We start from the raw sequence: 23,432 nt of genomic DNA on the forward strand, positions 1-23,432 counted from the left end.
ACCACACGGGCCACGAAGGGATGTTCCGCCGACGGTTCTGGGTGTCGCTCGTCCTCTCGGTACCAGTCATCTTCTTCAGCGAGTTCATCCAGGACGTCTTCGGCTACACTGCGCCGACGTTCCCAAGTAGTGTCTGGATCACGCCCGTCCTCTCGGTAATCGTCTTCGCGTACGGTGGGGTGCCGTTCCTCTCGATGGCCCGAACGGAACTCGAAAACCGTGAGCCGGGGATGATGATGCTCATCTCGCTGGCGATCACGGTCGCGTTCGTCTACTCGATTGCGAGCCTGTTCCTCGAGGGAACGACGCCGTTCTTCTGGGAACTTGTCACGCTGATCGACATCATGCTGCTGGGCCACTGGATGGAGATGCGGTCGGTCCGGCAGGCGTCCGGAGCGCTCGACGAACTGGCCAAACTCATGCCCGACATCGCCGAGCGCGTCACCGAGAGTGGGGACACGGAAGAGGTTCCTGTCTCCGAACTCGGCGAGGACGACATCGTTCTCGTCCGTCCGGGTGCGAGTGTACCTGCGGATGGGGAAGTCGTCGAGGGGGAGTCCTCAGTCGACGAATCAATGATCACCGGCGAGTCTCGTTCTGTCGATAAGGAACCCGGGTCGGACGTCGTCGCTGGCACGGCCAACCAGGACGGCAGCCTCCGCGTTCGCGTCACGAAGACCGGTGACGAGACGACACTGGCGGGTATCATGCGACTCGTCGACGAGGCCCAGCAGTCCAAATCCCGCACGCAGCTGCTGGCCGACCGGGCGGCCGGCTGGCTGTTCTACGTGGCACTTGGCGTCGCAGCGATTACGGCCGTTGCGTGGGTCGTCGCGGTCGGGTTCAACATCGGCGTACTCGAACGCGTCGTGACGGTTCTCGTCATCGCGTGTCCGCACGCACTCGGTCTGGCCGTCCCGCTTGTAGTGGCGATCAACACCTCCACTGCTGCCCAGAACGGGATGCTCATCCGCGACCGCATCGCCATGGAGGAGGCCCGAAATCTCGATACGGTGATGTTCGACAAGACCGGGACGCTCACGAAGGTCGAACAGGGCGTCGTCGGAGTCGAGACGGCAGGCGACTGGGACGAACAGCGGGCGTTCGAGGTTGCGGCGGGCGTCGAAGGTGACTCCGAACACATGATCGCTCGCGCCATCCGGAACGCCGCCGACGAACGTGACATCAAACGGGCGAAGGTCTCGAGCTTCGAGAACCTCCGTGGTCTCGGCGTCAGAGCCACAGTCGATGGCGAGACAGTTCATCTGGGTGGCCCCAACCTGATCGAAAAACTCGATATCGACCGCCCCGACGACATCACTGCCTTCGCCGAGGAAGCCGGCTCGAACGCACAGACGGTTATCTACCTGATTCACGACGAATCCGAGGTCGTCGCGGGGTTCGCGCTGGCGGACGTCATTCGGGAAGAGAGCAGACAGGCCATCGAGGCACTGCACGGGATGGGCATCGAGGTGGCGATGCTGACCGGCGACAGCGAAGACGTCGCGAAGGCCGTCTCCGAGGAACTCAGCATCGACCAGTACTTCGCGGAAGTCCTGCCCGAGGAGAAAGACACCAAGGTCGAGCAGCTCCAGTCCGAGGGAAAACTGGTCGCGATGGTCGGTGACGGCGTCAACGACGCCCCAGCGCTCACCAGGGCTGACGTCGGCATCGCCATCGGCTCCGGGACCGACGTGGCCATCGAGTCGGGCGACATCATCCTCGTCGACAACAACCCTCTCGACGTGGTCCGTCTTATCAAGCTCTCGAAGGCGAGCTACCGGAAGATGCAGGAGAACCTCGTCTGGGCGACCGACTACAATGTGTTCGCGCTGCCACTCGCTGCAGGAATCCTCGCACCCATCGGGATTCTACTGTCGCCGGCCATCGGTGCCGTGTTCATGTCGCTGTCGACCATCATCGTCGCGATCAATGCCCGCCGACTCCGGGGAGTCGATCTCTCGCCATGACGACGCTGATCGTCGGAGGCTACGGATCGGTCGGTCGCACGGTTGCAGAAGAACTGGCCACTGCGCCTGACGATCCGAGCGCAGTGATTATTGCTGGTCGCGACGGGACCAAAGCGAACGCCGTCGCCAGCAAGTTCGGCGACCACGTCTCTGGTGTCGCGTTCGACTTCCAGGAGACGGATTCGTACGCTCGTGTCCTCGAAGATCTTGACCAAGTCGTAATGTGCGTAGATCAGTCGGGGACGACGTTCGTCGAGGCGTGTCTGGAACGGGAATCGATTAGATCGACATCACAGCCGCGGACGAGTTCTTCCGCAAGGTCGAATAACTCTACGATTTTACGCGAGACAACGGTACGACAGCGATACCAAGTGTCGGACTCGCACCAGGTATCTCTGTCTTCCACGACATCAGTCTAGTCCTAACCCCCCCACACAAAACTGCCAGATTATCTATGATTCTATGAAAGAAGGGCACAACTCTGCCTGAAATCACGTCATGCACTTTTCAGAGCTCTTATCGCATGATTTCGGGAGTACAGGGATATCATCTGCAGAAACACCAAACGAGCCACCAGGTACTTTGATTGGATACTGCTCAGGTCCGCACACTATGAGACCACTATACTCTCGAATCCGAGTGTTTCACCACCTCGTCAAGCACAATTTTCACCAATCACCGTATTTCGTAGTTCGTCGAGGGGATCATTACTGCCTGAAAACCGCCCGACGACACTATAAACAAATTTGAATGTGTTTTATCCCTCTCTGCACCTCCCAAATTATCCAAAGGAAGACTAGGGTACACCGGTGCAAACGCCGCTGGGTCTCTCCGGCCGAGAGGCCATCAAACGACAACTGTTTCTAGCCGATATATCAGAATTCACTCACAGGGTGGTGATGCGATCCGCGATGGAGTTTGTCGCCCCCGAGAGGGACGAGGGGGCTGTCGTAGGCACCCCACTCAACAACCGTGTCATCTGAACACGAGCAACAGCAATCACGACTCTCTAGCGAGCAGGCGGAGCAACTGAGCGAAGAATCGCGGACAGATCTCGAACTGACGCTCCCTCACAACAGAAGTCAGACTGGCATCGTCTCATTTGTCGAGTGCGCACTCGTCGAACTCACCCACGAAGACGTCGGAGCCGAGTTCGTCTCGACGAGCGTAGCGGGCGTGAAGCGAACACAGTTCATCGCCGTCGACGACGTCGGCCAGCGGTTCCAGAAGCGGTATTTCGACGAGCGTCTCGGCTGGCACGAAACGACAGTCAGCCGTGAAGCGGTTCGTGAGGAGTTGGTCAACCGACTCACACAGCGGTCGTCACTGGGCTGTGGTGTGGGTCAGCATGGCGTCGTTGGCGACCCCGACAAATTCCAGGTGATGCCAGTTCGGAAGCTGCGAGTTCAGGAGTGATGTCTTAACCAACAATAGCATAAGACCATAACGTCTGTTGGTTAAGATTGTGGCCAGTTGGTGGATTCCACCCCGCACAAAGTCAGGAAACTATTCCCCGAAGTAAGAACTATATCCTGTGCCACGCAAGAACAAGTATGTCCAATAGCGAGTCTCCAGACGGCCCGCCTTCCTTCGAGGATGCGTTTCGTGGCGACGATGTTGAGCAACGCATCTACGGGACGATTCTCCAGACTCGTGAGCCGACAACAGCGAGCGCCATCGCCAACGTCGCCGACTGTGACTCGAAAACTGCTCGGAAATATCTGGGCTGGTTCAGTGAACTCGGTATCGTCACGCGCCACGACGGCCATCCAGCCACATACGAGCGCAACGACGCCTACTTCGAGTGGCGGCGAATCAACCAGCTCGCGGTCGACCACTCCGTTGAAGACCTCCAGCAGCGCGTTCGGGAACTGAGCTCGTGGATCGAGGAGTACGAGGATACGTATGGTGCTCCGACGCCAGCGGCTGTCGACGCCGTCGCCACTGCAGAATCGAGCGACGACCGAACAATCGATGACGTGTACGGTGACCTCGGCGACTGGGCGACTGCCATCAAGGAGCGAACACGCTACGAACGTGCCCGTCAGCAACGCGCAAGCACTGAAACCGAACAGGTATCCGGGTAGTCACACCGATGGTGCCGCCCACAGGTGACGGCGGAAGCCCCGCCCCTATCGATCGCCCGATACTCGAGTTCCTGCGGACGCGTCTCCAAGCAACGGGCCAGGTCGCAACAGCACGTATCACCGACGCGAGCGGCCATCTCGAACTTCGTGTGACACTCGCGCCATCGTACTATCCGGACTCCGTCGAGGAGACGACTCTGACTGTTCGCTGGTACACGAACGACGACTTCAAAATTCACTACCGGGAGGTTCAGTCAGACCGCTCCTGGGAATGTCGGTGGGATCGTCATCCCAACCCTCACAACACCCGAGACCATTTCCACCCCCCACCGGCTGCCCCTACCCCCGGCGACGATGCTTCATGGCCGACCGACCATCGCGACGTGCTTCGGCTCGTCCTCGACGAAATTGAAGACCGGATAGCGACCCTGTGGAGTGAGTAAGGGATGTCCCAAAGGTGAACTTATATCGCGAACAATTTCGTCACTCCGCTGCGAATTAACCAACACAGAACCATAGCCCCCTTGCACCGTTGGTTAAACACGTAGCAGAGAGCAGTTTGTCCGCGCCTGAGAGGCCGAGGCGCGTAGATTCGCGCCGACGTGATTCCCATGCCCGGTACAGACACACTCGACGATGCATCAGCCGACCACGAACGGTTTGAAGCGGAACTCGTCGCACAGGACCGAGATGCCGCCCGCGTCGCAATAGCGGATATTGACGACGAAAGGGCCCATTCTCTCGTCAACAACCTCGTCGACGACGACGTCGTCATTCCCATCCCCAACGAACGCGTTCTCGTCCACGAGCCAAGCGACGAAGCATTCGACTCGATTCTCCAACTCGCACTCTTCCATCGGGGCTGGACTGCCGCTCACGACACCGACGAGGGAGGAGAGTGATGCAACAGACACTTGCTGGCTGTACCTTCTGTGATGCGCTCTTGATGTGAAGTCACGGGGTTACGACCCACAGAAGTTCTGGGTGGCGAAAACCTTCGTGCCGTCATCAACCTCAACGACGGCGATCCCGATGCCTTCCTTGCTGAATCGGTCTCGAAGCAGATTCTCTCGATGCCCCGGAGAGTTCATCCACTGCGTCACAATCCCCTCAGCGAGGGCCTTGTTCGTATCGTAATACTGTTCGCCGTCATCGGTTCGGACGCGTTCTTTGTACCACGTCTGCGCGATGTTCTCCCCACTGAGTCGACAGTCGATACCGAACTGCTCGTAGCGATCTTCCATTGTCTCACCACTTGGAGAGTCGTGCGCGAAATACTCATCCTCAGCCATATCCTCAGAATGGGAGACGGCGACCTCCTGCAAGTCTGCGCTGTACTGGAGGGTACTGACGCCTTCTTCGGACCGCCGTGCGTTCACGGCGTCGTGAACGAACTCTTGAACCCGTTGAGCGTCGAGGTCTTCCCCGAATAATCCCTCACCACCACTGCCAGTTTCGCTTGCTTCGGTCGTCAACGTCGATGCACCACCGCTGGTCTCACCGCCCTGTCCGCCAGTATTGAGATTCGGGATGTCGACACCAGAGAGATTGATCGGGGAGTCGATCACGCCGGTTTGGGCGGCGCCGATGGCACCGAGAAGTGTTGTGAAGAGACCACCGATGATTCGACGACGAGTCACCACTGGCGACTTCGAGCCTGCTTCGTCGAACGAGGGCTTCTCTGGGGTCTGGTGCGACCGGGGTTTAATGCTCCCATCGGCATTGACATCAGGTCCCCTCATACCCGTTTTTTCGGGGGTCTTCCCAGCTGCTCTCGACGACCCCGAGGCATGCCGTGTTCGAGAGGGGCGGCTCTGGCCTGTTTTCTTTGACTGCCCGAACGTGGGTTTCGGAGGCGTCCGTGACCTGCTTGGTCGCCGCGAAGAGGATTTGCGAGTTGAGTCGGTGGATTGTTTTTGGTAGTAGAGGCCGGGGCAGTCGTGTTTTTCGGGGAGTCGGTGGTCGCCACAGACTCGTTCGCGACAGTAGTTACAGCGGGTGCTGAGTCCTTCTTCTTCGAGACTCGTCCCGCAGTAGTGGCATTCCCTCGCTCCCATATTGATACAGAGAATGTAGTCTTCTTTGATATGAATGTTCGGTTGAGAGAGACCGCAATTGATCCTGGCCTGTAGTCACCGAAAGAGAAACGCGACAGATACCGTTGACGTCGAGCAGAGACACATTATAATAGCGTCTGCAACTGTGTACTCATCCGGCCGCATGCCGTCGCGCAGCCGAGTGTGTGATGACTTGCAGACGCTACTATAGAAGACGCCCTCGTTTCGAGGACTAGCGATTCTGACTGGAAGTCAATTGGGGGAGAGTCTCAGAGAAGAGGGTATCAAGTGTTTCCCACAGGATTTCTGAAGGGACGTTCGCCTCTATCTCCGCTGGCCTATGATGTGTCTCCTCGGAGTCTGCTAGAGAGTATTGGAAGTGGACTGGACCGAGATCGGGGTGGTCATCGTCACGATGCCACCCACAACTGAGTCCTGTATTCGGATCTGCGTAGTGAATGCGATACTGTTGTCCCTCTTTATCGAATCGCCACTCGACATCGAGAGTTGGTGACTGGGGGCCAGTCGGAGAGCTAACCCGGTCGGAGTCTATTGTCGCACGTATCGAGGTCTTGATTATGCTATCAGGTTCGTACGTGACTGCAGTGACGGTGGGGTATCGTTGGAGGATGTCTTTCAATTCCCGGTAGACTTGCCTATCGATGTCGCCTGAGAGCCCCATGTGTTCACGCCGAGATCGGGTCTGGGTCGTCAGCCCAGTCGTATTCGTTGAGTGCGGCTCTCACTACTGGGATGCGGTTGGTGAGGTGTTCCCATTCTTTCGCGATGTCACGCCGAGTCTCACTCTCTGCTGCATTCTCAACGTCTGCGATGCTTGCTCTGAGTTCCCCAGGTGCCTCTACGCTGTACGTTTGTTTCCAGTCTGTGATTTTATTCCGCATGGTCTCAAGGGCATCGGTGAGTTCTTCGCGGGAGTGGGCTCGCTGGAGTTCTGCTACCTCTCGGTATTTCGCCATGAGTTGATCGATACAGTACAGCGTTTGGTCTCCTCGGTCGGTTTTTCGAAGGACGTTGTCTTCGACGAGCTGGTCAAGGTATTTCTGAGCGGTTTTCGTGGAGACACCTGTTTCGTCGGCTACCCAAGACGCTGACCGAGGGTGGTGGAGTGTCCGACCGGCACTCCGGACTCGTTCTCCTCGTGTCCGATTGTCGCGGTTCTCTTCTTCGTTGGCTGGCATACCAAGACCTACGAACTGCTGGAACATATATCCACTAGGTCGGAGAAATAGTCTAGGACGGAGATTGATGTTTTATAGGACCTGTGCGGCGCCGAGAGGCTCAAACTTCCTTAGTCGGTCTCGCCTTCCAGTTCTTCTAACATGTCTCTGTAGACTTGAATCGGCCTACTATCTACCTCGGTTGTCTCGACGGCGCTTTTGAGGAAACCCCATCGGGACATGGATGCACCTTGTCGACTCAGGAAGGCCGGTTGTATCGGTGGAGGGTACTCTCCCTCTTCGCCCGGGGAGTAGTCAACGACGGTGAGGCTACGTGTGTCAACGCTGAGGACTCCGTTTGACTCGTTGACCGAAAGTATGACCACTGCTTCCTCCCAGCCATCGGTTTCAGGTATAATACCTTCAACCTCGCAGTTCTGGCACCGAGCAGCGTCAAGTGACCATCCATCTGGAAGGTCCACCAGTAATTCTAAGTGCGCCATATCGTGTATTCTGGCGATATCATACATGATTGGTTCCTCGATGGACATTTTAGTATTGCAGAAGTCACAGTAGAATGAACCACGCCGTCCCACCTCCTCGCCATGAAGGTCGTGCTTTACTCGCTGTTTGTTTAATTTGGAGGATACACCAGACATATAACACAGATATATAATCTTAGTATAAATTTCTATTGGGGCGTATGTTGGTGATCGGTGGAAGACGCCCTGACGAGGATGCTGATCGTCCTATGAGATGTTCGAGAACGCCTGCCGAGAGATAGGGAGGATGCCGCGACCGAGGAGTCGGACACTTGCGGGGTCGGGAGACGTTCACGGCGCTTCGCGCGGTGAGCTCGGGAAACGGAGCCTCCCGATGATCGAGACGCTCTCACCCTTTGGCTGATTGACCGCAATACTCTTTACCAATTCTCTGTAAACTGTAAACACCTCGTTGCCCATGTCACGGACCTCAAACCGAACCAACGGCGATGTCATCCGAGACTTCCTCTCGGTCGCCGATCTCCTCGAAGAGCCACAGCTCGCCCAGCTGTATGCGTACCTCGCCCGAGAGAGGGAAGCGACCGTCCAAGACGTAATGGACAACCTCGAACTTGCCCAGGGGACAGCCTACAGCTACGTCAACCGGCTCGTCGACGCCGGCGTCGTCGACGTCACTGACGATGAGCAGCCCCGCCGGTACGCCGCCCGGGCAATCGACCTGACTGTGACGACGGCCGCCGGCGACCGCGAGTATACGATCACGCCGGCGCTCATCGACGCCGTCGGCCGCCGCGAGACGAATGACGATATCGACACGTACATCGACCGGCACGGCGTCGCCGGCCTCGCGACCGCACTCACCTACGCCGTCGCTCGGGAGCGCGGCGAGGTGACCCACCGGCTGATGGCCGAGGACCTCGACATCTCGCCGCTAGCCGCGGAGATGATTCTGCAGGCGCTTCACCCCGTCGTTCACGAACACTACGACATCGAAGAAGCAGGGACGGGACTCGACGAATTGGATATCGACGACGGCGACGCAGCTGACGACGCGTGAGCCGGCTCCACATCGCCGACACCGGCCTGTTTGTCGCGATGGGACAGCCCTCGAACAGTCGGTACCAGGCCGTTCGGCGGTTCGCTCGCCGAAATGACATCACCTTCGTCCTGCCCGAACGGGTGTACGGGGAGCTGACCGTCGACGACCCCGACGTTGAGGAAATGCCGATTGACACCGCGATCGACGAGGACTGGGCGACGGTTGCGGCGCCGCTCGAGTTCTCCGAACCGGTCGTCTCGCGGGTGATGGACGGGGTCCAGCGGTACATCGCGAACGCCGACGACCGACCAGCCGACGAGGTTGAACGTGCCGACGCGGCCCTTGCTGCGCTAGCTGGCCAGCATCTGAGCGCGGGGACGGCGAGGTCTGCATCTACACGACCGATATCGCGGCCGGTGAAGGGGCTGAAACCGTACTCGCGAGCGAGGGGTACGGTGACTCGGTAACATTCGTGAACGGGTTCCGGTTCATCGAGGATCTGGTCGCCGGTGACAGCTGACCGATTTCTAGTCTGAGTCGGTGAGAGAGGAACTCGAAAGCCCTCGGCCGCTCGACGTTCCGCGATCGCGCGAGACGAAGTCTCGCTGGCCCTCATTCGCTCCTGAAGACTCGCTCCGCTCGTCTTCCGTGCTCCCGCTCGTTCCACTCGCAGGAACCCCGCTCACGAGGACGCCGCTGTGCGCCTCGTGCCCGCGGTGCTTGTGGGGTCGGGGGACGACCGAGGCGGCCTCGCCCTTTCTAAGTCCGCCAGGATTGTAGCTGGCTCACCGAGCGACGTGGCTGGCTGGACAGGTGTGTACGTACCGGCCCGCCCCGCTCGCCGCTGCCGCCTTCCGGTGAGCAAAGCTCACCGACGTCCCGCTCACTCTGTTCACGGGACCTCCGCGTCGCTCGCGACTGACCATTCCGGGCTGCCTGCCTGCAGTGGCGGGCGGGCTGCCGGGCTAAAATGAATGTGCCCTCGACGCCAGCGGGTATGCCCGTCGGTTGCGCCCCTTGCAGGCTTTCGCGTTCCAGCGCTTCGTGCCGCCTGCGCTGGCGCGCGCCACACCGCGGCGCGCGTGCTCGACGACAGTCGCGCTGGACACGGACCCGCGGATCGGGCCGGACACGAGCGGGCATATCCCGCTGGACGCTCGCTCCGGGCGGGTCGGCGCGCGGTGCTGGTTGAGCGTCTCTCTTCTGAGCGCTCTCGCTCGCGCCCCAGGGGGCGCTCGCGAAGGCGCGAGCGAGAGCGCATAGATGGGTCTGTCGGTCGTTGTGGTGCGAAGAACCGCGATGTCGTAGCATCGCGGTGTCGGGCGCGTGAGCGCCTTCAGGAACCTGTGAGTTCCAATGTCAAGTAAGAACGCTACCAGTCAAGTAGTTTCGGTCGATGAACAGGCATTCGAGAACGCGGACGAAGCGGCGGTGGACGAGGACGGCTTCGAGGTCGTCGACGAAACGCCGGAATTCCAGGCGACGGTGCAGATGGAGACGCAGGCGAAGGTGGATGCGAATCACCCGGACGGGATGATCGACACCAGTGACGATCGGATTTACGGTGCGACCCTCGAACAGGAAGAGCGCATGCGGGCGCGGGAAGCTGAGCTGGAGCGCATCAGTGCCAAAGCAGAGCTGGGTACGCAAGATGGTCGGGAGAAGCGGACGCGAGATATCGCAGCGAAGCGGAGCGCTGAGCGGCGTGCTGAGTTCCAGAAGCGCGCGGCGAGCGTGGACCCGTGGGCTGATCCGGAGCGAGACGATCCTCGTGCAGAACTCTCGCAGGAGCAGTTGGCGGCGGTAAACACGCAGTCGATACGGCTGGCGGAGAAGTTGGATGGTTGGTCGCGAGCAGCGATCGGGCGGCGGCTGGGTAAAGCTGTCGTCGGTGGAAAAGACCTGATGAGCGCGGTCGTCGGGGTGTTCGAGGAGCTGCAGACGGCGCCAGGGCAGGTGGTTCCCATCGAGGAGCTCGAGGACGTCAATCGCAAGGAGGTGAGCATCAAGGGGACTGTGACCACGTTGTGGAAACCGTCAAGTTCAGCGATTTCCCAAGTGGGACTCATCGAAGACGAGAGCGGGAAAACGAAGTTCACCAGCTGGGTGGCGAGCGACCAGCCGTGGATTGAGGAGGGCGAGCGCGTTCGCATTCACGGAGCGGCGAAGAACTGGTACAACGGGCGCGTCTCCGTGGCCCTGACTGGGTGGAGCACCGTTCACTTCCCTGAGCGCGGTCGGTGGTGGGAAGCATAGCAGTGTATGCGGCTTTCTTTTTTTGCTACGTGCCGGACCGACCCAGACCCCACCGCCCCACCCTCCGCTCCGTGCTCGCTTCGCTGCGCGCGCAGCCACAACCTTAGGTAGGTCAGTGATTCAAGGAGACTCCTGTCGAAAGACAGTCTTTCTGCACTTGAAGCGGTGAGGCGCCGACCTATCCTCGGCGTCCTGATTTCGATGGAAGCAGAGAAAAGTTGATCAGGCGTATATTCACTCCTAGTTCTTATTTCAGTTGAGTACTCAATTGCGGCTATGAGTCAATCGGACGCTGTAGACGCTCTTCTCCGAGAGTGGCGTGAGAAAGTTGACGAGCTGGAAGGCCAACCACAGGAAATCAAGCAACAGCAGGACAGTTTCTACAGAGGGAGCTGGGATGCAGCACGTGAACGTGCCGAGCCAGAGCTTAAGCGGAAGGCGGTACAAGATTGTATCGACGATCTTGAAGAGAGCACCACCACTGACGAGTTCTTAGAGTCATTAGCAGATTGGCGGAAGGAAGCTGATGAGCTAGATAAGAGGATCTTGGACTCCAATAAGTGGTTCAGAAAATCCACGAGAAGATTCCAATTAGAGTCCTGCATCGAAGAGTTTGAGGGAGCATTTCCGGACGACAATTTCAAGGAGTGCTTTCGATGTGGTTCTTTACAGGAGCCGGTTAGTGATAAGAGACGTAGCGAGGGGTTCCGATGGGAGTGTGTGGATTGCGGATATTAGTCTCATATCTGGAGCCCTCGATAATCGTTGTCTGATCTAAAACTCGTGATCTGAGAACGGATCGGATTGGTGCGACTGCTGCTGGAGCTTGGAGACGTCAATCAAATCTCGTAGATTGATGTCGGTGTATTCGTCGATCAGGATGGCGATTGTGATGAGCAGGAAGATAACCGCCCCTACGTCTGAATTGAGTCCATCTCTGATCGATTCTCGGCGTCGAACCGTGTTCTGCTGCTCACGGGAGAGACTGTCAGCAATCTCTGCTGCTTCCTCAACCCACTCGCTGATGTTCTCTCTACCGTTGTCTCGTTTCCAGTCATAGGTCGAGAAAATACTGGATAGCGTACGCACATGGTTACCATCCTCGACAACGAATTTCTTCAATGGGTTTGTCCCGCTGAAGTCGGTACTGCCTTCTTTATCCTTCAGAGAATGGATTTTCACACCGACGATGCCGTTTCCTCTTTCGATGCTCTTCTTGGTTTCGTAGTGAACCCAGTCTCTCTCTGCAGTCTCGTTACCGATGAGAATGACTGTGACAGAGGTACCGTGGAGCTGTCCGTTGATCCATCTCCGGATCTTCTCATCAGTTGCTCGTTTGATTTTCTCCTGCTCTGCGGCATCGAAGAACCCTGCTGCTTCACGGTCGTTGCTGGTCACCCAACTGTTTCGGACTTGGTTCACTCGCCATACGTCTCGGCCGTAGTGGAAACTGAAGAAGACTCTTCTAACCAAAGATTTCCCCTCCGTTAATGCAGATCAGGATTACTGTGTAAATGATGAGTAGTCCGGCGATCGTGCCGTAAAATGTGAACATGGATCTGGTTGTCATCAGCTGAGTGGTTCCATCGACTTCGTCCTCGAACCGAGATGGGTCCATGTTAAATAGGTGCTCGTCAGTATCGTCGCGGTTGAGCCGAACCCAGTCGAATAATTTCCGAAACTTTCTCTCCTGTCTCAGGTAGTAGGCATCAAGGTACCAGAACCCGATGAGAGGAATAAAAGCGGCAAATAGCTGGAAGTTATTCGTCCGGAATAGGAGTGCGACAACCACCAAGGTAACTGTCCAGCCCTTGATCTTGAATGAGTTGGATGCCTGCCTATCGATGATGTTCTGTATGTGCTCCAATTCTTGATGGAAGCCGTTGTCCGACGACATAGTTTACCGGCCTGCTATCTGAGCAGCTTTCTCGACCCAACTTCCGAGATTGTTGTAGCCGTCGTCACGTTTCCAGTGGTAGGTTTCAAAGATGTCAGAAAGATATTTTTTCCGGCCGTTCTCGGTGATATGCCACCTGTCAAGCGGATTCTTTCCTTTTCTAGCGGTTCTCCCGTTTTTATCTTCGATGTTATGAATGTAGATACCGAGCAGGCCGTTACCCCGGTTGTAGCTTTTTTCGATTTCGCGGTTTACCCAGTCGCGGTTGTAGGTTTCACTGCCGATTAGGACGACAGTGACCGAGGTATTGTGGATCTGTTTGTCGATCCAGCGTTCGATCGCATCTTCTCCTCCCCTCTTTATTTCCTCCCACTCGGCGGCATCAATGAACCCAGCTACCTCTCGGTTGTCTTGGGTAACCCAACTATTCCGTACTGGGTTGGTTCGCCAATGATCGCGCTCGTAGTGAAAGCTGAAAAATACCCTCCTGACCATGACTATTCTCTTGGTTCAGAGATAATATCCAACTGCCATATATCTACGGTATTTTCACATCTCTATTGGTCACACACCGTTTTTCATGTTTACAGTTTTGACTTGTGTTTAAAAGGTATTTCAGAAGTGGTGCTCAATTTGATTCTATAACGGTCCGTCCTCCAAATCATCAAACGTTCGTTGTCCACAGTCTAATTCAGGCAGTCGAGTTCCTCGTCCTCTAGGGAAAGAAACTCTGTAACGTAGTCTTCCAGCGTCGGGTTTTCAGCGGCGAAGAACTCCACAGTCCGGAACATCTCTTTGCTAAACCCCTCATAGAGCCCATAGATATCTGAGTCAAGAAGCTCAGGGTTAGATGACACCAGTTCCTTTTGGGTTGAAGTCTGAACACGGTACGCAAACGAGAGATGGGCGTTCAAACCTAACAAAAACACCGACAAACTAGATTGTCGACTCTGATCGGATTGAGCAATCGTCTCTGCACTCACGGTCGAAAAGTCGAAATCCAAGAAATAGTTCTTGTCTAATAGCAACCCGTCTGGCTGTATATTGTGTTCACTGTTAACTAGACCAATAATACGAATAAGACAAGGAATGCATTCGCCACAGTTGTAGGGGTGTCCGGCAGCGTCCTTTTTTTGTGACAATTCACGCGGATGTGGACAAGTTCGAGTAAAGAAAATATCCTCTTTGTTTGGGATGCAGTTGACGACCTCTCCCTTTGTGTAGTCAATGAACGGATTGCTGATTTGCACTTTACGGTCCGGAAAGAGTTCGTCAAAAATTCGGTTCAAGCTCTTAACGAACAGCGGATGGACTGTGCGAGTCGTCGTCCAGCCAGATCCCAGCGAGGAGAACCGCGACAGGACACCATTCTCAGGAACGAAGATATCATCAACATCGAGGGCTACCGCGACAGCGGCGGCGAAGGCGAAGTACATGAATGATCGAGTGAACTGCGTATTTTCATATGCAGAGAACTCCTCGTCGACACCTATTGAGATCAGATTACCATCGAAGAGATGGTCAAAATTTCGCACTAGATGACCGACGTTTCGGCCATGATCCACGCTGACAAAATGTGGATTGCGCCCTTCATCAGCGAGGTAAAATCGGCCACCCAAGCTATCTAAGCCGCCAGAAAAGAGCGCGACAGAATCAGTCTCAGGCAGTTGACCACAATGTCCACCCGCACCCTCATCAATAGACTGATTCTCGTCGATAGCATCGATGAACCGATACTGGAAATTGTCACGCGAGATGAAGCTAACAGCGTGATTCAATTCAGACTCCAATGGTTGCCATTTCTCCACGTCGACAACAGGGTACAAGATCTGTATCTGCCGTGATTTCAGCATTTCCTCCCCGTCATCCTTCGCACCAGTGGGCCCTCGCTTCACCAAACGATCTGCAGCATACGTACCGAGTGCGAGCTCAACCAACGCCGTGACTGTTGGAGGAGGGCTCTGTCCGAACAGGTCGCTGAGGACCCTCTTCTTGTACTTGATTAGACGACCGCCTTCTGTTTCAGTCTTGGTTCGATAATCGTCGACGACAATCGTGTAGTCCGAGTCTGCTTCGCTAAGATTCGATCCAGTCTCGGACTTAATCAGGAATCGCTTAGTTCCCTTCAAGATCTTCGTCCCCCCACGCCTCAATCATCTCGTGCATAGTATTCCGAATCATTTCCTCTACATCCTCGTGCTCTAGTAGCTCCACATCAGCATCTTCGAAAATTGGAGTCAGTTCCGGCTGGTCCTGTATTTTTTCGACCAGCTCATCTGCCCGGTTGGCACACTGATCTCGTAGTTGCTCCTCAAATTCTTCTAACTCATGATCAGTCTCGACGTTTTGGCTGAAGTGGAGTTGGAGAGCGGAGTCTAACTCGGGATCATTTGTAGTTGCCTCAATTTCCTCGTTGAGCAGTTGAAAGAGATACTCCCGGAAATATACCCGGAAGAATCCTTCAACGCCATGCGCCTCTACGAACTCGTCAATGTTATTTTGAATCTCGGTGTCGTTCAAGAGCATCAGCTCCTTCGGTCATGATGTCACCCATCGCACTTTCCATTGCTCGTTCTGCGGACCCTGAGAAGGCTCGGTCTGTTCCCTGAGATCCCTTTGCAAGACCTCGAGTGGCGGCTTCTTTTGAAGCTTGCTCAACGACAGCTTCAGAGGCACCAGCTGCAACGACCTCCTTTACCACTGAGGAACCGACCTCCTTAGTAGCGGACTCAACACCGTCCTGGTGGCTTTTGATTATGAATTCAGAGCCATATCGGACCGCTAAATAAGCTGGAACTTTGGCTGCGCCGTTTGGTTGAGCAGCCAGAATCATCTTGAAATAGATTTCACTGGCCTTGGCAGCATTTTTATCACCCGCAGCATCAGCTAAATCACGTTTCGCATCTTCATAGTCAGCGTTAGATGCCCCGGATCGGTTCCGGGTTGCTGTTCCCATACCATCACATTGACCGTCTGTATTATAATACTAATTGACTTTCCTGTCTCCACCGTTGGCTCACAAGGATTGACCGCCGTTGATGTAGAGGTACTTCGAAGGATGACCGAATGTTGCTACGAACGGAGTCGGTCTCAGCTGATAACCAATTCCGAGAATATCTAATATCGGCATGACAGCGTTGATATGGTGGTCTTGTCCGATACGTAGGTGTCCATGTGCAGTCCGGTTTCTTAGGTTGCCGTCAGCAGTTTCTCCTTTCTTCTCGTTGTAGGCGTATTCGATATATTCATGAAATTCCTCTCCAGTATAGGAATCAATCTGTGAAATGAGAGGGGTGAGTGTTCTGGTCCCGGTGCCGCCATCCATCTGTCGGACGACGTCGTCACCGAGATCGTTCAGGAGTTCGTAGAGAGACGATTCGAGCCGTGGAATGCTAATGTGGATAGAGGCGGCGTACTCTTTGTCGAATAGATAATTGATTGCGTCTGTGAGATACCAGATTGTGTGTTCGGATAGACCAGACACCATGTTCAGTAACTGGAAAAAGTGCCGCTCACGAAGCCATCCTTCCTCGATCAGCCTGACAACCGCCCCAGACGTTACTAAGTGGCATCGAAGCAGATCTTGAGCGTAAGCCTGGGTAATGTCTGAGTCGGGACCAACCTGTGTGAGATGACCTGAAAGCTGCGGGTGTAGGTGATTCACATGGTCGATAATCGAGTGATGGCCCGGATCTCGTTCTCCGTATGGAGGCAGTAGTTCAACCTCGTTTACAAGCCAGTAGAGTGCCTTTGTAGGGTTGTCGTGGACTGAGATGTTCTTGAAAATGTCTTGAACGGTTTCAGATTGCTTTTTTAAAGCTCCTGGAGCCGCTCTCTCGATCTTTTTTCCGGAGCGTTTCAGTTCCTGCCCCCCTTTCCGGATTGAGTCCTGCATCTCGTTCTTCTACTCTACCTTTTCATTGTCCGATAGAGTCTGAGATACAATGGGATCACGTAGAGCTTCGTCAATTATTGAGCCTTTCAGAAGGGAGTCTCGCTCACCTTGGGTCCCGGCGTACCGCCAGTAGTCATCCGTATATCTTCTCTTGAGACGAGTATCATCGATATCGAGTTTCCTGCCGATTTCAATAGCCTGTCCTATAAAATCCCGGCAGGAACTCTCGTCAGAGACATTTTGTCCGAGTTCGTCGTCTTCCTGTCGGTAACGGTTTGCACGCACAACACAGATCACGAAGAGACGTTGCAGTAAGCCCCGGTCAAATGGTCTGTCAGTATCCGTGTGCTGGAGTACGAGTTCGATAGTCTCTGTGAACCCGCTTCTGGAGCCTTTCTCTCCTTCGTAGTATCTGTCGTCTAAGAAATCAACGGCTATAGAGAGTTCTTCAGAATTATCGTGGGACAACTCGGCTTGCAGAGTCACCAGTTCCTGTAGTGACCTGACAATAATTGAATCGGGGTCTTCGAATAGTCCTCGTTGAAGTGATTCGCTGAGTAGATGTATCGCTGCTCGTGCGTGTTCGTAGAAACCATCGTTGATCTTCCACTGACGCAGGGCTTCTACTGCTGCTATCAGCGGATGCAGATCAGAGATTGGACCTAACTTCTCCGGGATTTTCTCGTTCGCAATTTCAGGGTTATCGTCGATGAATCGGATGAATATATCCAGATCAGAGGTGAAGTGAAAGACCTCTTCGGGGCCCTCTTCTGTTTCCTCCCAGTGTTTCTCTATAGTGTCAATAGAAGGTACATACACGTACATCAGCGTCTTATTCCCGATATGTTAGTTGCTACAGGTTTAACAATTCAGCCTCAGGTTTCCAAACCCGATGTGTAGAGCCCGGAGTCTGTTGTCCCCTCAACAGGTGAGGGGCTCGGCATACTGGCGGGTTCCCCCGAAACATGGTGAGAATGATGGCAATCAGAGACATCTACGAAACGGAATTTGATGAAGACGTATAGAACGACAACACGGCATGTCCCGAATGTAACGGCCAAGTGAGAACGAATACCCTCGAGGCGGTTTGTGAGGACTGTGGGCTCGTCATCGACGAACAGAAAATCGACCACGGACCAGAGTGGCACTCATTCGAAGACGACGAAGGGGCTTCGAATCGAACCGGTGCACCACTCACCGTCGCACGTCATGACCGGGGTCTGTCGACGGAGATCGGTCGCCGGAAGGTGGCCTGCGTCGCGCGGAGTCACGGGTCACGAACACCTACAAAACGCTGAACGAAGAGCTGGGCCTCCCCACTGAGCCCGTCTCCCCCAGCATGTTCGTGCCGCGACTGGCCTCGGACCGCGAGTGTTCGGACGAGATCCGACAGCGGGCCCGAACCCTCGCAGAGCAGGCTGAAGATCGCGGCATCACGATCGGCGTCCATCCGGCCGGCTTTGCAGCGGCCTGCCTCTACAAGGCCGATCGCGAGGAGAGCAGATGGCTGACGCAAAGTGACGTTGCCGAGTCCGGGAACGTCACGCCAACCACGGTTCGGACGCATCACGAGACGCTCAATGAACTCGCTGTCTAGACCGGCCAAGTAGGGAGCGAAGGCACCCCATTCTCCCAGCGAATGGCCTCTACCGCCGACGGGAGTTGCTGCAGTCGGTCATCGAGGACGGCGAGTGGATGCGCATCGAGAAACGTCGCGCTATGCCGATCGACAGGCGTGTCTTCATAATTGAGCTGGATGTGACAGGGCCCGAGGTCTGGATGGTCGGCATCCTGGTGGAAGCCGAGCATTAGGTTCCGGTCCGGTTCAACCCAGTTGATGCGGTAGTATTCGTAGTCGACGCCGGCGGGATACCAGAAGCGAATCTCCAGTCGTGCGGTCTCTGCGTCGTAAGAGCCACTCAGGAACGTCGTCGGGTCAACATTCGCGATGACGTACCGGGGTCGGCGTCGAGACGGGCGATAGCGCACGTCCTCACACCCTGCCTGCCTCGTCAATCGGCCGTGAACGTTGCGGAGGAGGGTGCGCTGTGTATAGCGATCGCGACCGGCAAGAAAGATCATACTGTGAGAGAGGAGAATTAGCTCGTGGCGCGGTCAGCCACGTCGGTCATCTGTTCGCGGGCGGCTTCCACATCCGAGTAGAGTTCTAGTGCGTGCTTGATGAGGCGGCGGTCCTCCTCGTTCTCGCGCCAGAACGCAATCACGTCGCGGCGTTCGCGAAGCTCGCCACTTGAGAGATCCCCATCAGCAAGCGACTGTTCGAGGTCTTCCCATGTCTCGACGTCGTAGGTCGCCTGCCACTCCTCAATCTCCTCGGTAATCGCGGCCAATTCGTTCCGCAACTCCTCGCGCGTGTTTTCCTCGATGAGCGTTCGGATTTCCTCGAAGAGCAGTCGCGTGTAGTCTGGCTGGTAGAGCGTCGTCTCGCCGGCCTCAACGCGGCGCAGTTGCCCCTGCTCGACGAGCGCCTGGAGTTCCTCGTTGGTCGTGCTCCAGGCGGCGTCGGCCTGCTCGCTGATCCAGTTAACCGACCGGGGGTCACGAAGCGTCTCGGCGACGGCTCGAATACGGTCGCGGGCGCTCATCGACTCAGTCCACGACTGGACGCCATTCCGTGGAGATTCGGACATGCTTGGCACCTCTTGGAACAGTGTTCGTGCCTTACTCCCATATATGTTTATACTATCTCGCATAATCGAGAGCGTGTTACGAGCATAGGCGTCCGGACATTGAAATGCGAAACCGACAGAATCTATGAGCCAACCGATGCACAACAGATATTCGGACTTTGAGGAACTGCGGCCGACCTGCGAGGCATCCCACATTCCGGACACGAGGCTGGACGACGGGTGTGAAGGAGACCCCCGACGGCAACGCGTCGCGACGAGCACTGGCGGTTACCCTGATGCGCCAACGGCCACCGACGGCGAGTGCCGGTCCTGTGAGGCGTCAGTCCCAGACGCCCAGACGAAATGACGGTTCTGTCTCATCAACCATCTCGGGAGTGACGCCACTAGCACGAATGAGTCAGCGTCGACGACGTTCCTCGGGATCGTCCACCTGGTCGTCGAGTCGACCACGTTCTACGGCGCCGTGGGGAGGGGCGGCGCCGCGGCGAACCTCCTCTCTGCCAACGAGGCGGAGTCGGCCGTCGACGACTACACTCTCATCTACGAGCTCGACGAGGCGCCGGCGCGCCAGCTGGCCGAGCAATGGCCCTCACTTCCCGACGCGGTACAGGTGTCGTCAGGAGAGGGAGAAGGGCTTCTCAGTGCCGCCCGTGACCGGTCGACGTCAACCTGTTCACACGGCCAGACAAGAGAGACGGGACAGAAGCCCACGCCGCGGCAACTGCCGTCACGAGGTCCCGATATCTGAACACGGAGTCAGGAGAATCGCTGTCTTAACTGTTACTGTGTCTCGCCTCTTGAGAGGGAGTTTCTTAGTCCAGCATTTCAAATGAACTGGTAATGGCGGAGGACGAGGAAGAGACTGGGAAGCTCGATGTTGACGAGTTTATTGAGGCGGTTGAGGAACAGCGAAGAGAGCGCCGGGAGCAGGCTTCCTACGAATGGGTGGAGACTATCCGTAAAGCCGGTGAGCTCTACCGTGACTCGGAAGATGTTGACGCCGTCCTTGAAGAACTAGATCGATTAGAGTCGACCACCCGAGAGGCACTTACTGTTTACCGATTGATATTCAAGGAACCACCGGAGGAGGTTGCTATGAAGGCGTCTACCCCTGGTCGGGCGTTCTTCTCTCTTGACCAGGACGTGGAAGAGATGGTGGACGGTGACAACGAAGAACCGGTAGAGGACTTGCTTCGGGAGTACGTCGGTGCAATTTACTTGGAACATGACGTTGACGAGGAACCCGTCGGTGATCCTCCGAGAGAGACGACACCCCCGCCAGCAATGGACTTCTCAGAGATTGCTGAGAGCTTGTCGAACGCGGTTGCTAACATTAAATTTCCGAAGCCGCTTCTCGCAGATCTTGCATCGATTCAGCCTGCTATCAATGCTACCGCTGTTGCAGGAGCAACCTCAACCTCGCCGGCCGCGGGAAGAACGGTCGTTGACGAGACTTCCACGACTACAGCAGAGTTTGAACCGTTGGAGGCGGCAGCTTCTGCCATTACATCACCGAGCCCTGTGAATGCGACGGTGGATGCTACCCTTCCAGATTCTGACACTATTCCGACAGAGTTTGTCTTCGAGATCCCGGCATTGCTGGTGCAGTCGATGCTCAGCACGGGCCAAGTCCGTGTCTGGTTTACTAACCTGCCCGGGGATCATCAAATCACCGTTATCAGACTTCTTCTAGCGTCTGTTGTAGTCTCTATTACGGGTAATCCGTTCTTCGCTCCGATTGCAATTATTCCGGCCCCTGCTGTTCGTCAAGCGATCATCATCAACGAGGACTAAGGACTGGCCGCCGGGACTTCCTCAAGCCTTGGATGTCAGCATACCTCTCTGATTCGGCACCGTGTTCAATTAATATTGGTGTATTGTCATAAACCGCAATCGTAATTCAGTATCACATCAAGAAGGAGTCATGACTGACGAACCGAAACTCTGCTTTAACAAGGTGGATGGCTCCATTTCGGTCAATATGGGTGACGTAGATGTAGATCTCTACTCTGACGCGACTCAGGAAGAGTTCGAACAGATTCGTGATGTTGACCAACTTATGACCGAAGCCAGCGGACTATTAGATAGCATGCTACAGACGATGGGGGCACAGCAATCTCTCATCAGTAAAGGCCGCTATTTCGACCGTCAGAAGACACTTCAAGAGAACGCAGCAGAGTACTTCGCTCAATGTGTCGACCTTCAGGACGATCTAAAAGAAAGCAAGTCAGATATTGTTACTGCACAGCTTGGGATGCTTTACAAGCTTGAGAAGTTTCTGAAGCACTATCTACGATGTCTCTCTGTTGCACAAAGTCTCGGATATTCACAGCGTCTGGCTCTGAACTATGCAGCTACAGGCGATTACGTATTCCTCTACGGATTCGTCCGCAATGCCTGCTCTACGATAGAATATCTTGGGAAGTTAGTTAAAACCGGATGGGGGAGTGACCGCACGAGAAGAGTCTGGGATGAGCTGTGTACATGTCTATGAAGAACTCAGGAGGCAGGGGCTGGACGCTACACTTGACGAAGACCAAGAGGTATCAATTCGCCCAACGGGTCAGAAGACGACGATGGGAGAGATTACACTAGGAAACTCTTCCATTCGCTTTCTAAAGGACAGACGGAATGAGATTGTTCATCACTATCCCCTGTTTGTGGATGTCGAAACCCTTGAGAAGCTTCCAGAAGACATTCAGAGCACTCAATTTTTAACCCAAGAAGATGCGACGAAGTTGGCATATCTGAGCCATCGTCTTCATATCCACTCTATCGGAATCTTCTTCAAATTCTCAGTTGAGTATATGCAGGATATAATAGCAGAGATGGTGTCTGCATGGTATTACGACTGCTAGTTCAGACATAGGTCACTGTCCATTCACAACTCCGTGAAGGATGCGTTCGAGTCCACTCTGTTCGAGCGACCACTACTCCCTTCAGATTAACAAACTTCCAGTCGCTCCGGACTGACCAGTAGTAAGCTCAAGAGTTGAATAGCAGCCACCTCGTATGTGGTCGTATGGCAAAGCGATTCGTTCGAGCCCGCCCGAAACGTGATCGCCTCCCGGACCTGCGGGAACGACTCAATACCGGCGAGATTGGAGCGATGAAGCCGTTTGGTCGTGCAATGACGAAAGCGCTGGAGAACGCGCGATTCGATCCGACGAGTGGAGAAGCAGTCTGGATTGAGGAGGACTACTGTTCTCCACCACTCACGATGGAACGGGCCAAAGTCCTTGACGACTACTTTACCGACATCACAGTCGTCGAAGAAGACGTTGACGAAGCCGCCGGGTGGCATCGAATCGACGATCTGCCAAGGCTGTGGGAGCAAGCACTCGAGGAAGTATAGTCGACTAGAGCATGTCTCAGATGTCTGTACAAGGCGGGCGCGGAGAGAGTCGACGGCTGACTTAGGTGTGAAGTTGCTGCGGCGGCGAGCGTCACTGCAACGACCATCCGGTCGCATCGAAATACAGGAGGAGCAGTTAGCCTGATCGTCGCCGCTATAGAGGAAAGAATAGTTTCCTTAGGAAATTATTTGCAGTTACAGTACGTAGCATCGAGTATGACCGAGACATGGGATGACGTCAACGAGCAGGTCAAAGGGGACTGGAAAGACGACACCACGCCATTCGAGCGGGTGTACGAAATCATTGAGCAGACTCACGACGGACAATCGGCAGCCGAGATCGCCGACCGTGCCCTTGTCAGCGAGCCGACGGCCCGGCGTCACTGCAAGTCACTCGTGAACACAGGCTTCGCCGAAACGGAACCAGACGGTCAAACGACATTGTACCGTCGCAATAGCGACCGGATTCTGATGTCCCGGATCCGGGAACTCCGCGAGGAGACGAATCGGACAGAGCTGCTTGAGGGCATCAAGGAGATGAAAG

Annotated in this window: 27 protein-coding genes and 3 pseudogenes; 17 read left to right on the forward strand and 13 right to left on the reverse strand. The window is 55.5% G+C overall.

The window, feature by feature from the left end; genetic code table 11:
• Window positions 1-20 precede the first annotated feature (20 nt).
• From NDI76_RS22370 to NDI76_RS22390, 6 genes are all read left to right on the forward strand, one after another.
• On the forward strand, window positions 21-1,970 hold the full coding sequence (locus NDI76_RS22370; RefSeq protein ID WP_310926372.1) for a copper-translocating P-type ATPase: 1,950 nt from the start codon (window positions 21-23) through the stop codon (window positions 1,968-1,970).
• Window positions 1,967-2,389, forward strand: coding sequence for a saccharopine dehydrogenase NADP-binding domain-containing protein (locus tag NDI76_RS22375; RefSeq protein WP_310926373.1), 423 nt, complete (start codon window positions 1,967-1,969; stop codon window positions 2,387-2,389). The genes NDI76_RS22370 and NDI76_RS22375 overlap by 4 nt, the downstream gene beginning before the upstream one ends.
• Window positions 2,390-2,942: 553 nt before the next feature.
• Complete coding sequence (locus NDI76_RS22380; RefSeq protein WP_310926374.1) at window positions 2,943-3,386, forward strand: DUF8030 family protein; 444 nt, start codon at window positions 2,943-2,945, stop codon at window positions 3,384-3,386.
• A 137-nt stretch (window positions 3,387-3,523) separates the two neighbouring features.
• Window positions 3,524-4,057, forward strand: a complete 534-nt coding sequence (locus NDI76_RS22385) for a DUF7342 family protein (RefSeq protein ID WP_310926375.1) — start codon at window positions 3,524-3,526, stop codon at window positions 4,055-4,057.
• A gap of 8 nt (window positions 4,058-4,065) precedes the next feature.
• Entirely contained in the window at window positions 4,066-4,500 is a 435-nt protein-coding gene (locus tag NDI76_RS22800; RefSeq protein WP_425498415.1) for a toxin-antitoxin system TumE family protein, read from the forward strand.
• 168 nt (window positions 4,501-4,668) lie between these two features.
• Window positions 4,669-4,959 carry a DUF8069 family protein gene (locus NDI76_RS22390; protein ID WP_310926376.1) on the forward strand — a complete coding sequence of 97 codons (291 nt, stop codon included), beginning with the start codon at window positions 4,669-4,671 and terminating at the stop codon, window positions 4,957-4,959.
• Between the two features lie 60 nt (window positions 4,960-5,019).
• Here NDI76_RS22390 and NDI76_RS22395 read toward each other — a convergent pair whose 3' ends face one another.
• From NDI76_RS22395 to NDI76_RS22405, 3 genes are all read right to left on the reverse strand, one after another.
• Entirely contained in the window at window positions 5,020-6,114 is a 1,095-nt protein-coding gene (locus NDI76_RS22395; RefSeq protein ID WP_310926377.1) for a CAP domain-containing protein, read from the reverse strand.
• A 686-nt stretch (window positions 6,115-6,800) separates the two neighbouring features.
• A complete protein-coding gene (locus NDI76_RS22400) occupies window positions 6,801-7,313 on the reverse strand; it encodes a DUF7342 family protein (RefSeq protein WP_310926378.1) in 513 nt (170 codons plus the stop codon).
• Window positions 7,314-7,423: 110 nt separating this feature from the next.
• Window positions 7,424-7,951 (reverse strand): hypothetical protein, encoded by a 528-nt coding sequence (locus NDI76_RS22405; protein ID WP_310926379.1) that lies wholly within the window; start codon window positions 7,949-7,951, stop codon window positions 7,424-7,426.
• A gap of 301 nt (window positions 7,952-8,252) precedes the next feature.
• On the opposite strand from NDI76_RS22405, the gene NDI76_RS22410 reads away from it, so the two are divergent.
• From NDI76_RS22410 to NDI76_RS22425, 4 genes and pseudogenes are all read left to right on the forward strand, one after another.
• Window positions 8,253-8,852, forward strand: a complete 600-nt coding sequence (locus NDI76_RS22410) for a DUF7437 domain-containing protein (RefSeq protein WP_310926397.1) — start codon at window positions 8,253-8,255, stop codon at window positions 8,850-8,852.
• A pseudogene (locus NDI76_RS22415) lies at window positions 8,849-9,354 on the forward strand (PIN domain-containing protein). Before NDI76_RS22410 ends, NDI76_RS22415 begins: the two are co-directional and overlap by 4 nt.
• An 836-nt stretch (window positions 9,355-10,190) precedes the next feature.
• On the forward strand, window positions 10,191-11,090 hold the full coding sequence (locus tag NDI76_RS22420) for a DNA-binding protein (protein WP_310926380.1): 900 nt from the start codon (window positions 10,191-10,193) through the stop codon (window positions 11,088-11,090).
• Window positions 11,091-11,366: 276 nt separating this feature from the next.
• Window positions 11,367-11,828: a hypothetical protein gene (locus tag NDI76_RS22425; RefSeq protein WP_310926381.1), complete on the forward strand. Its 462-nt coding sequence runs from the start codon at window positions 11,367-11,369 to the stop codon at window positions 11,826-11,828.
• 36 nt (window positions 11,829-11,864) lie between these two features.
• Here the strand turns inward: NDI76_RS22425 and NDI76_RS22430 are convergent, their stop codons facing one another.
• From NDI76_RS22430 to NDI76_RS22465, 8 genes are all read right to left on the reverse strand, one after another.
• Complete coding sequence (locus tag NDI76_RS22430) at window positions 11,865-12,563, reverse strand: TIR domain-containing protein (protein WP_310926382.1); 699 nt, start codon at window positions 12,561-12,563, stop codon at window positions 11,865-11,867.
• Window positions 12,556-12,987, reverse strand: coding sequence for a hypothetical protein (locus NDI76_RS22435; protein ID WP_310926383.1), 432 nt, complete (start codon window positions 12,985-12,987; stop codon window positions 12,556-12,558). Before NDI76_RS22435 ends, NDI76_RS22430 begins: the two co-directional genes overlap by 8 nt.
• 3 nt (window positions 12,988-12,990) lie before the next feature.
• On the reverse strand, window positions 12,991-13,482 hold the full coding sequence (locus tag NDI76_RS22440) for a TIR domain-containing protein (protein WP_310926384.1): 492 nt from the start codon (window positions 13,480-13,482) through the stop codon (window positions 12,991-12,993).
• Window positions 13,483-13,673: 191 nt separating this feature from the next.
• The gene (locus NDI76_RS22445; RefSeq protein ID WP_310926385.1) at window positions 13,674-15,116 is read right to left on the reverse strand and encodes an adenine nucleotide alpha hydrolase family protein; all 1,443 of its coding nucleotides are present in this window, start codon (window positions 15,114-15,116) and stop codon (window positions 13,674-13,676) included.
• Window positions 15,103-15,513, reverse strand: a complete 411-nt coding sequence (locus NDI76_RS22450) for a hypothetical protein (protein ID WP_310926386.1) — start codon at window positions 15,511-15,513, stop codon at window positions 15,103-15,105. Before NDI76_RS22450 ends, NDI76_RS22445 begins: the two co-directional genes overlap by 14 nt.
• On the reverse strand, window positions 15,482-15,943 hold the full coding sequence (locus tag NDI76_RS22455; RefSeq protein WP_310926387.1) for a hypothetical protein: 462 nt from the start codon (window positions 15,941-15,943) through the stop codon (window positions 15,482-15,484). Before NDI76_RS22455 ends, NDI76_RS22450 begins: the two co-directional genes overlap by 32 nt.
• 60 nt (window positions 15,944-16,003) lie before the next feature.
• A complete protein-coding gene (locus NDI76_RS22460; RefSeq protein ID WP_310926388.1) occupies window positions 16,004-16,882 on the reverse strand; it encodes a hypothetical protein in 879 nt (292 codons plus the stop codon).
• Window positions 16,883-16,891: 9 nt separating this feature from the next.
• Window positions 16,892-17,707, reverse strand: a complete 816-nt coding sequence (locus tag NDI76_RS22465; protein WP_310926389.1) for a hypothetical protein — start codon at window positions 17,705-17,707, stop codon at window positions 16,892-16,894.
• Between the two features lie 152 nt (window positions 17,708-17,859).
• Here NDI76_RS22465 and NDI76_RS22470 point away from each other — a divergent pair.
• Window positions 17,860-18,479 (forward strand): annotated as a pseudogene (locus NDI76_RS22470) (transcription initiation factor IIB).
• Here NDI76_RS22470 and NDI76_RS22805 read toward each other — a convergent pair.
• Together NDI76_RS22805 and NDI76_RS22475 are read right to left on the reverse strand one after the other, a co-directional pair.
• Entirely contained in the window at window positions 18,476-18,964 is a 489-nt protein-coding gene (locus NDI76_RS22805) for a hypothetical protein (protein WP_425498416.1), read from the reverse strand. The pseudogene NDI76_RS22470 and the gene NDI76_RS22805 overlap by 4 nt on opposite strands.
• 17 nt (window positions 18,965-18,981) lie before the next feature.
• Window positions 18,982-19,533: a DUF7342 family protein gene (locus NDI76_RS22475; protein ID WP_310926398.1), complete on the reverse strand. Its 552-nt coding sequence runs from the start codon at window positions 19,531-19,533 to the stop codon at window positions 18,982-18,984.
• A 136-nt stretch (window positions 19,534-19,669) separates the two neighbouring features.
• Here NDI76_RS22475 and NDI76_RS22480 point away from each other — a divergent pair.
• The 6 genes and pseudogenes from NDI76_RS22480 to NDI76_RS22505 form a co-directional block, all read left to right on the forward strand.
• Window positions 19,670-20,257, forward strand: a pseudogene (locus NDI76_RS22480) (biosurfactant protein 1); the annotation flags it as partial.
• Between the two features lie 116 nt (window positions 20,258-20,373).
• Complete coding sequence (locus NDI76_RS22485; RefSeq protein ID WP_310926390.1) at window positions 20,374-21,327, forward strand: hypothetical protein; 954 nt, start codon at window positions 20,374-20,376, stop codon at window positions 21,325-21,327.
• A gap of 130 nt (window positions 21,328-21,457) precedes the next feature.
• Window positions 21,458-22,027 carry a hypothetical protein gene (locus tag NDI76_RS22490; protein ID WP_310926391.1) on the forward strand — a complete coding sequence of 190 codons (570 nt, stop codon included), beginning with the start codon at window positions 21,458-21,460 and terminating at the stop codon, window positions 22,025-22,027.
• Window positions 22,005-22,391, forward strand: coding sequence for a hypothetical protein (locus NDI76_RS22495; protein ID WP_310926392.1), 387 nt, complete (start codon window positions 22,005-22,007; stop codon window positions 22,389-22,391). Before NDI76_RS22490 ends, NDI76_RS22495 begins: the two co-directional genes overlap by 23 nt.
• Before the next feature lie 164 nt (window positions 22,392-22,555).
• A complete protein-coding gene (locus tag NDI76_RS22500; RefSeq protein ID WP_310926393.1) occupies window positions 22,556-22,888 on the forward strand; it encodes a hypothetical protein in 333 nt (110 codons plus the stop codon).
• Window positions 22,889-23,104: 216 nt separating this feature from the next.
• The coding region (locus NDI76_RS22505) for a winged helix-turn-helix domain-containing protein (protein ID WP_310926394.1) at window positions 23,105-23,432 on the forward strand (328 nt) is incomplete at its 3' end.

Origin of the sequence: Halogeometricum sp. S1BR25-6 (assembly GCF_031624495.1) — an archaeon.
Lineage (GTDB): Archaea > Halobacteriota > Halobacteria > Halobacteriales > Haloferacaceae > Halogeometricum > Halogeometricum salsisoli.

Coding starts and splice junctions, on each gene's coding strand:
- NDI76_RS22370 (WP_310926372.1), top strand. CDS start 21: ATGTTCCGCCGACGGTTCTGGGTGTCGCTCGTCCTCTCGGTACCAGTC.
- NDI76_RS22375 (WP_310926373.1), top strand. CDS start 1,967: ATGACGACGCTGATCGTCGGAGGCTACGGATCGGTCGGTCGCACGGTT.
- NDI76_RS22385 (WP_310926375.1), top strand. CDS start 3,524: ATGTCCAATAGCGAGTCTCCAGACGGCCCGCCTTCCTTCGAGGATGCG.
- NDI76_RS22800 (WP_425498415.1), top strand. CDS start 4,066: ATGGTGCCGCCCACAGGTGACGGCGGAAGCCCCGCCCCTATCGATCGC.
- NDI76_RS22390 (WP_310926376.1), top strand. CDS start 4,669: ATGCCCGGTACAGACACACTCGACGATGCATCAGCCGACCACGAACGG.
- NDI76_RS22395 (WP_310926377.1), bottom strand. CDS start 6,114: ATGGGAGCGAGGGAATGCCACTACTGCGGGACGAGTCTCGAAGAAGAA.
- NDI76_RS22400 (WP_310926378.1), bottom strand. CDS start 7,313: ATGCCAGCCAACGAAGAAGAGAACCGCGACAATCGGACACGAGGAGAA.
- NDI76_RS22405 (WP_310926379.1), bottom strand. CDS start 7,951: ATGTCTGGTGTATCCTCCAAATTAAACAAACAGCGAGTAAAGCACGAC.
- NDI76_RS22410 (WP_310926397.1), top strand. CDS start 8,253: ATGTCACGGACCTCAAACCGAACCAACGGCGATGTCATCCGAGACTTC.
- NDI76_RS22420 (WP_310926380.1), top strand. CDS start 10,191: ATGTCAAGTAAGAACGCTACCAGTCAAGTAGTTTCGGTCGATGAACAG.
- NDI76_RS22425 (WP_310926381.1), top strand. CDS start 11,367: ATGAGTCAATCGGACGCTGTAGACGCTCTTCTCCGAGAGTGGCGTGAG.
- NDI76_RS22435 (WP_310926383.1), bottom strand. CDS start 12,987: ATGTCGTCGGACAACGGCTTCCATCAAGAATTGGAGCACATACAGAAC.
- NDI76_RS22440 (WP_310926384.1), bottom strand. CDS start 13,482: ATGGTCAGGAGGGTATTTTTCAGCTTTCACTACGAGCGCGATCATTGG.
- NDI76_RS22450 (WP_310926386.1), bottom strand. CDS start 15,513: ATGCTCTTGAACGACACCGAGATTCAAAATAACATTGACGAGTTCGTA.
- NDI76_RS22455 (WP_310926387.1), bottom strand. CDS start 15,943: ATGGGAACAGCAACCCGGAACCGATCCGGGGCATCTAACGCTGACTAT.
- NDI76_RS22460 (WP_310926388.1), bottom strand. CDS start 16,882: ATGCAGGACTCAATCCGGAAAGGGGGGCAGGAACTGAAACGCTCCGGA.
- NDI76_RS22465 (WP_310926389.1), bottom strand. CDS start 17,707: ATGTACGTGTATGTACCTTCTATTGACACTATAGAGAAACACTGGGAG.
- NDI76_RS22805 (WP_425498416.1), bottom strand. CDS start 18,964: ATGATCTTTCTTGCCGGTCGCGATCGCTATACACAGCGCACCCTCCTC.
- NDI76_RS22475 (WP_310926398.1), bottom strand. CDS start 19,533: ATGTCCGAATCTCCACGGAATGGCGTCCAGTCGTGGACTGAGTCGATG.
- NDI76_RS22485 (WP_310926390.1), top strand. CDS start 20,374: ATGGCGGAGGACGAGGAAGAGACTGGGAAGCTCGATGTTGACGAGTTT.
- NDI76_RS22490 (WP_310926391.1), top strand. CDS start 21,458: ATGACTGACGAACCGAAACTCTGCTTTAACAAGGTGGATGGCTCCATT.
- NDI76_RS22495 (WP_310926392.1), top strand. CDS start 22,005: ATGAGCTGTGTACATGTCTATGAAGAACTCAGGAGGCAGGGGCTGGAC.
- NDI76_RS22500 (WP_310926393.1), top strand. CDS start 22,556: ATGGCAAAGCGATTCGTTCGAGCCCGCCCGAAACGTGATCGCCTCCCG.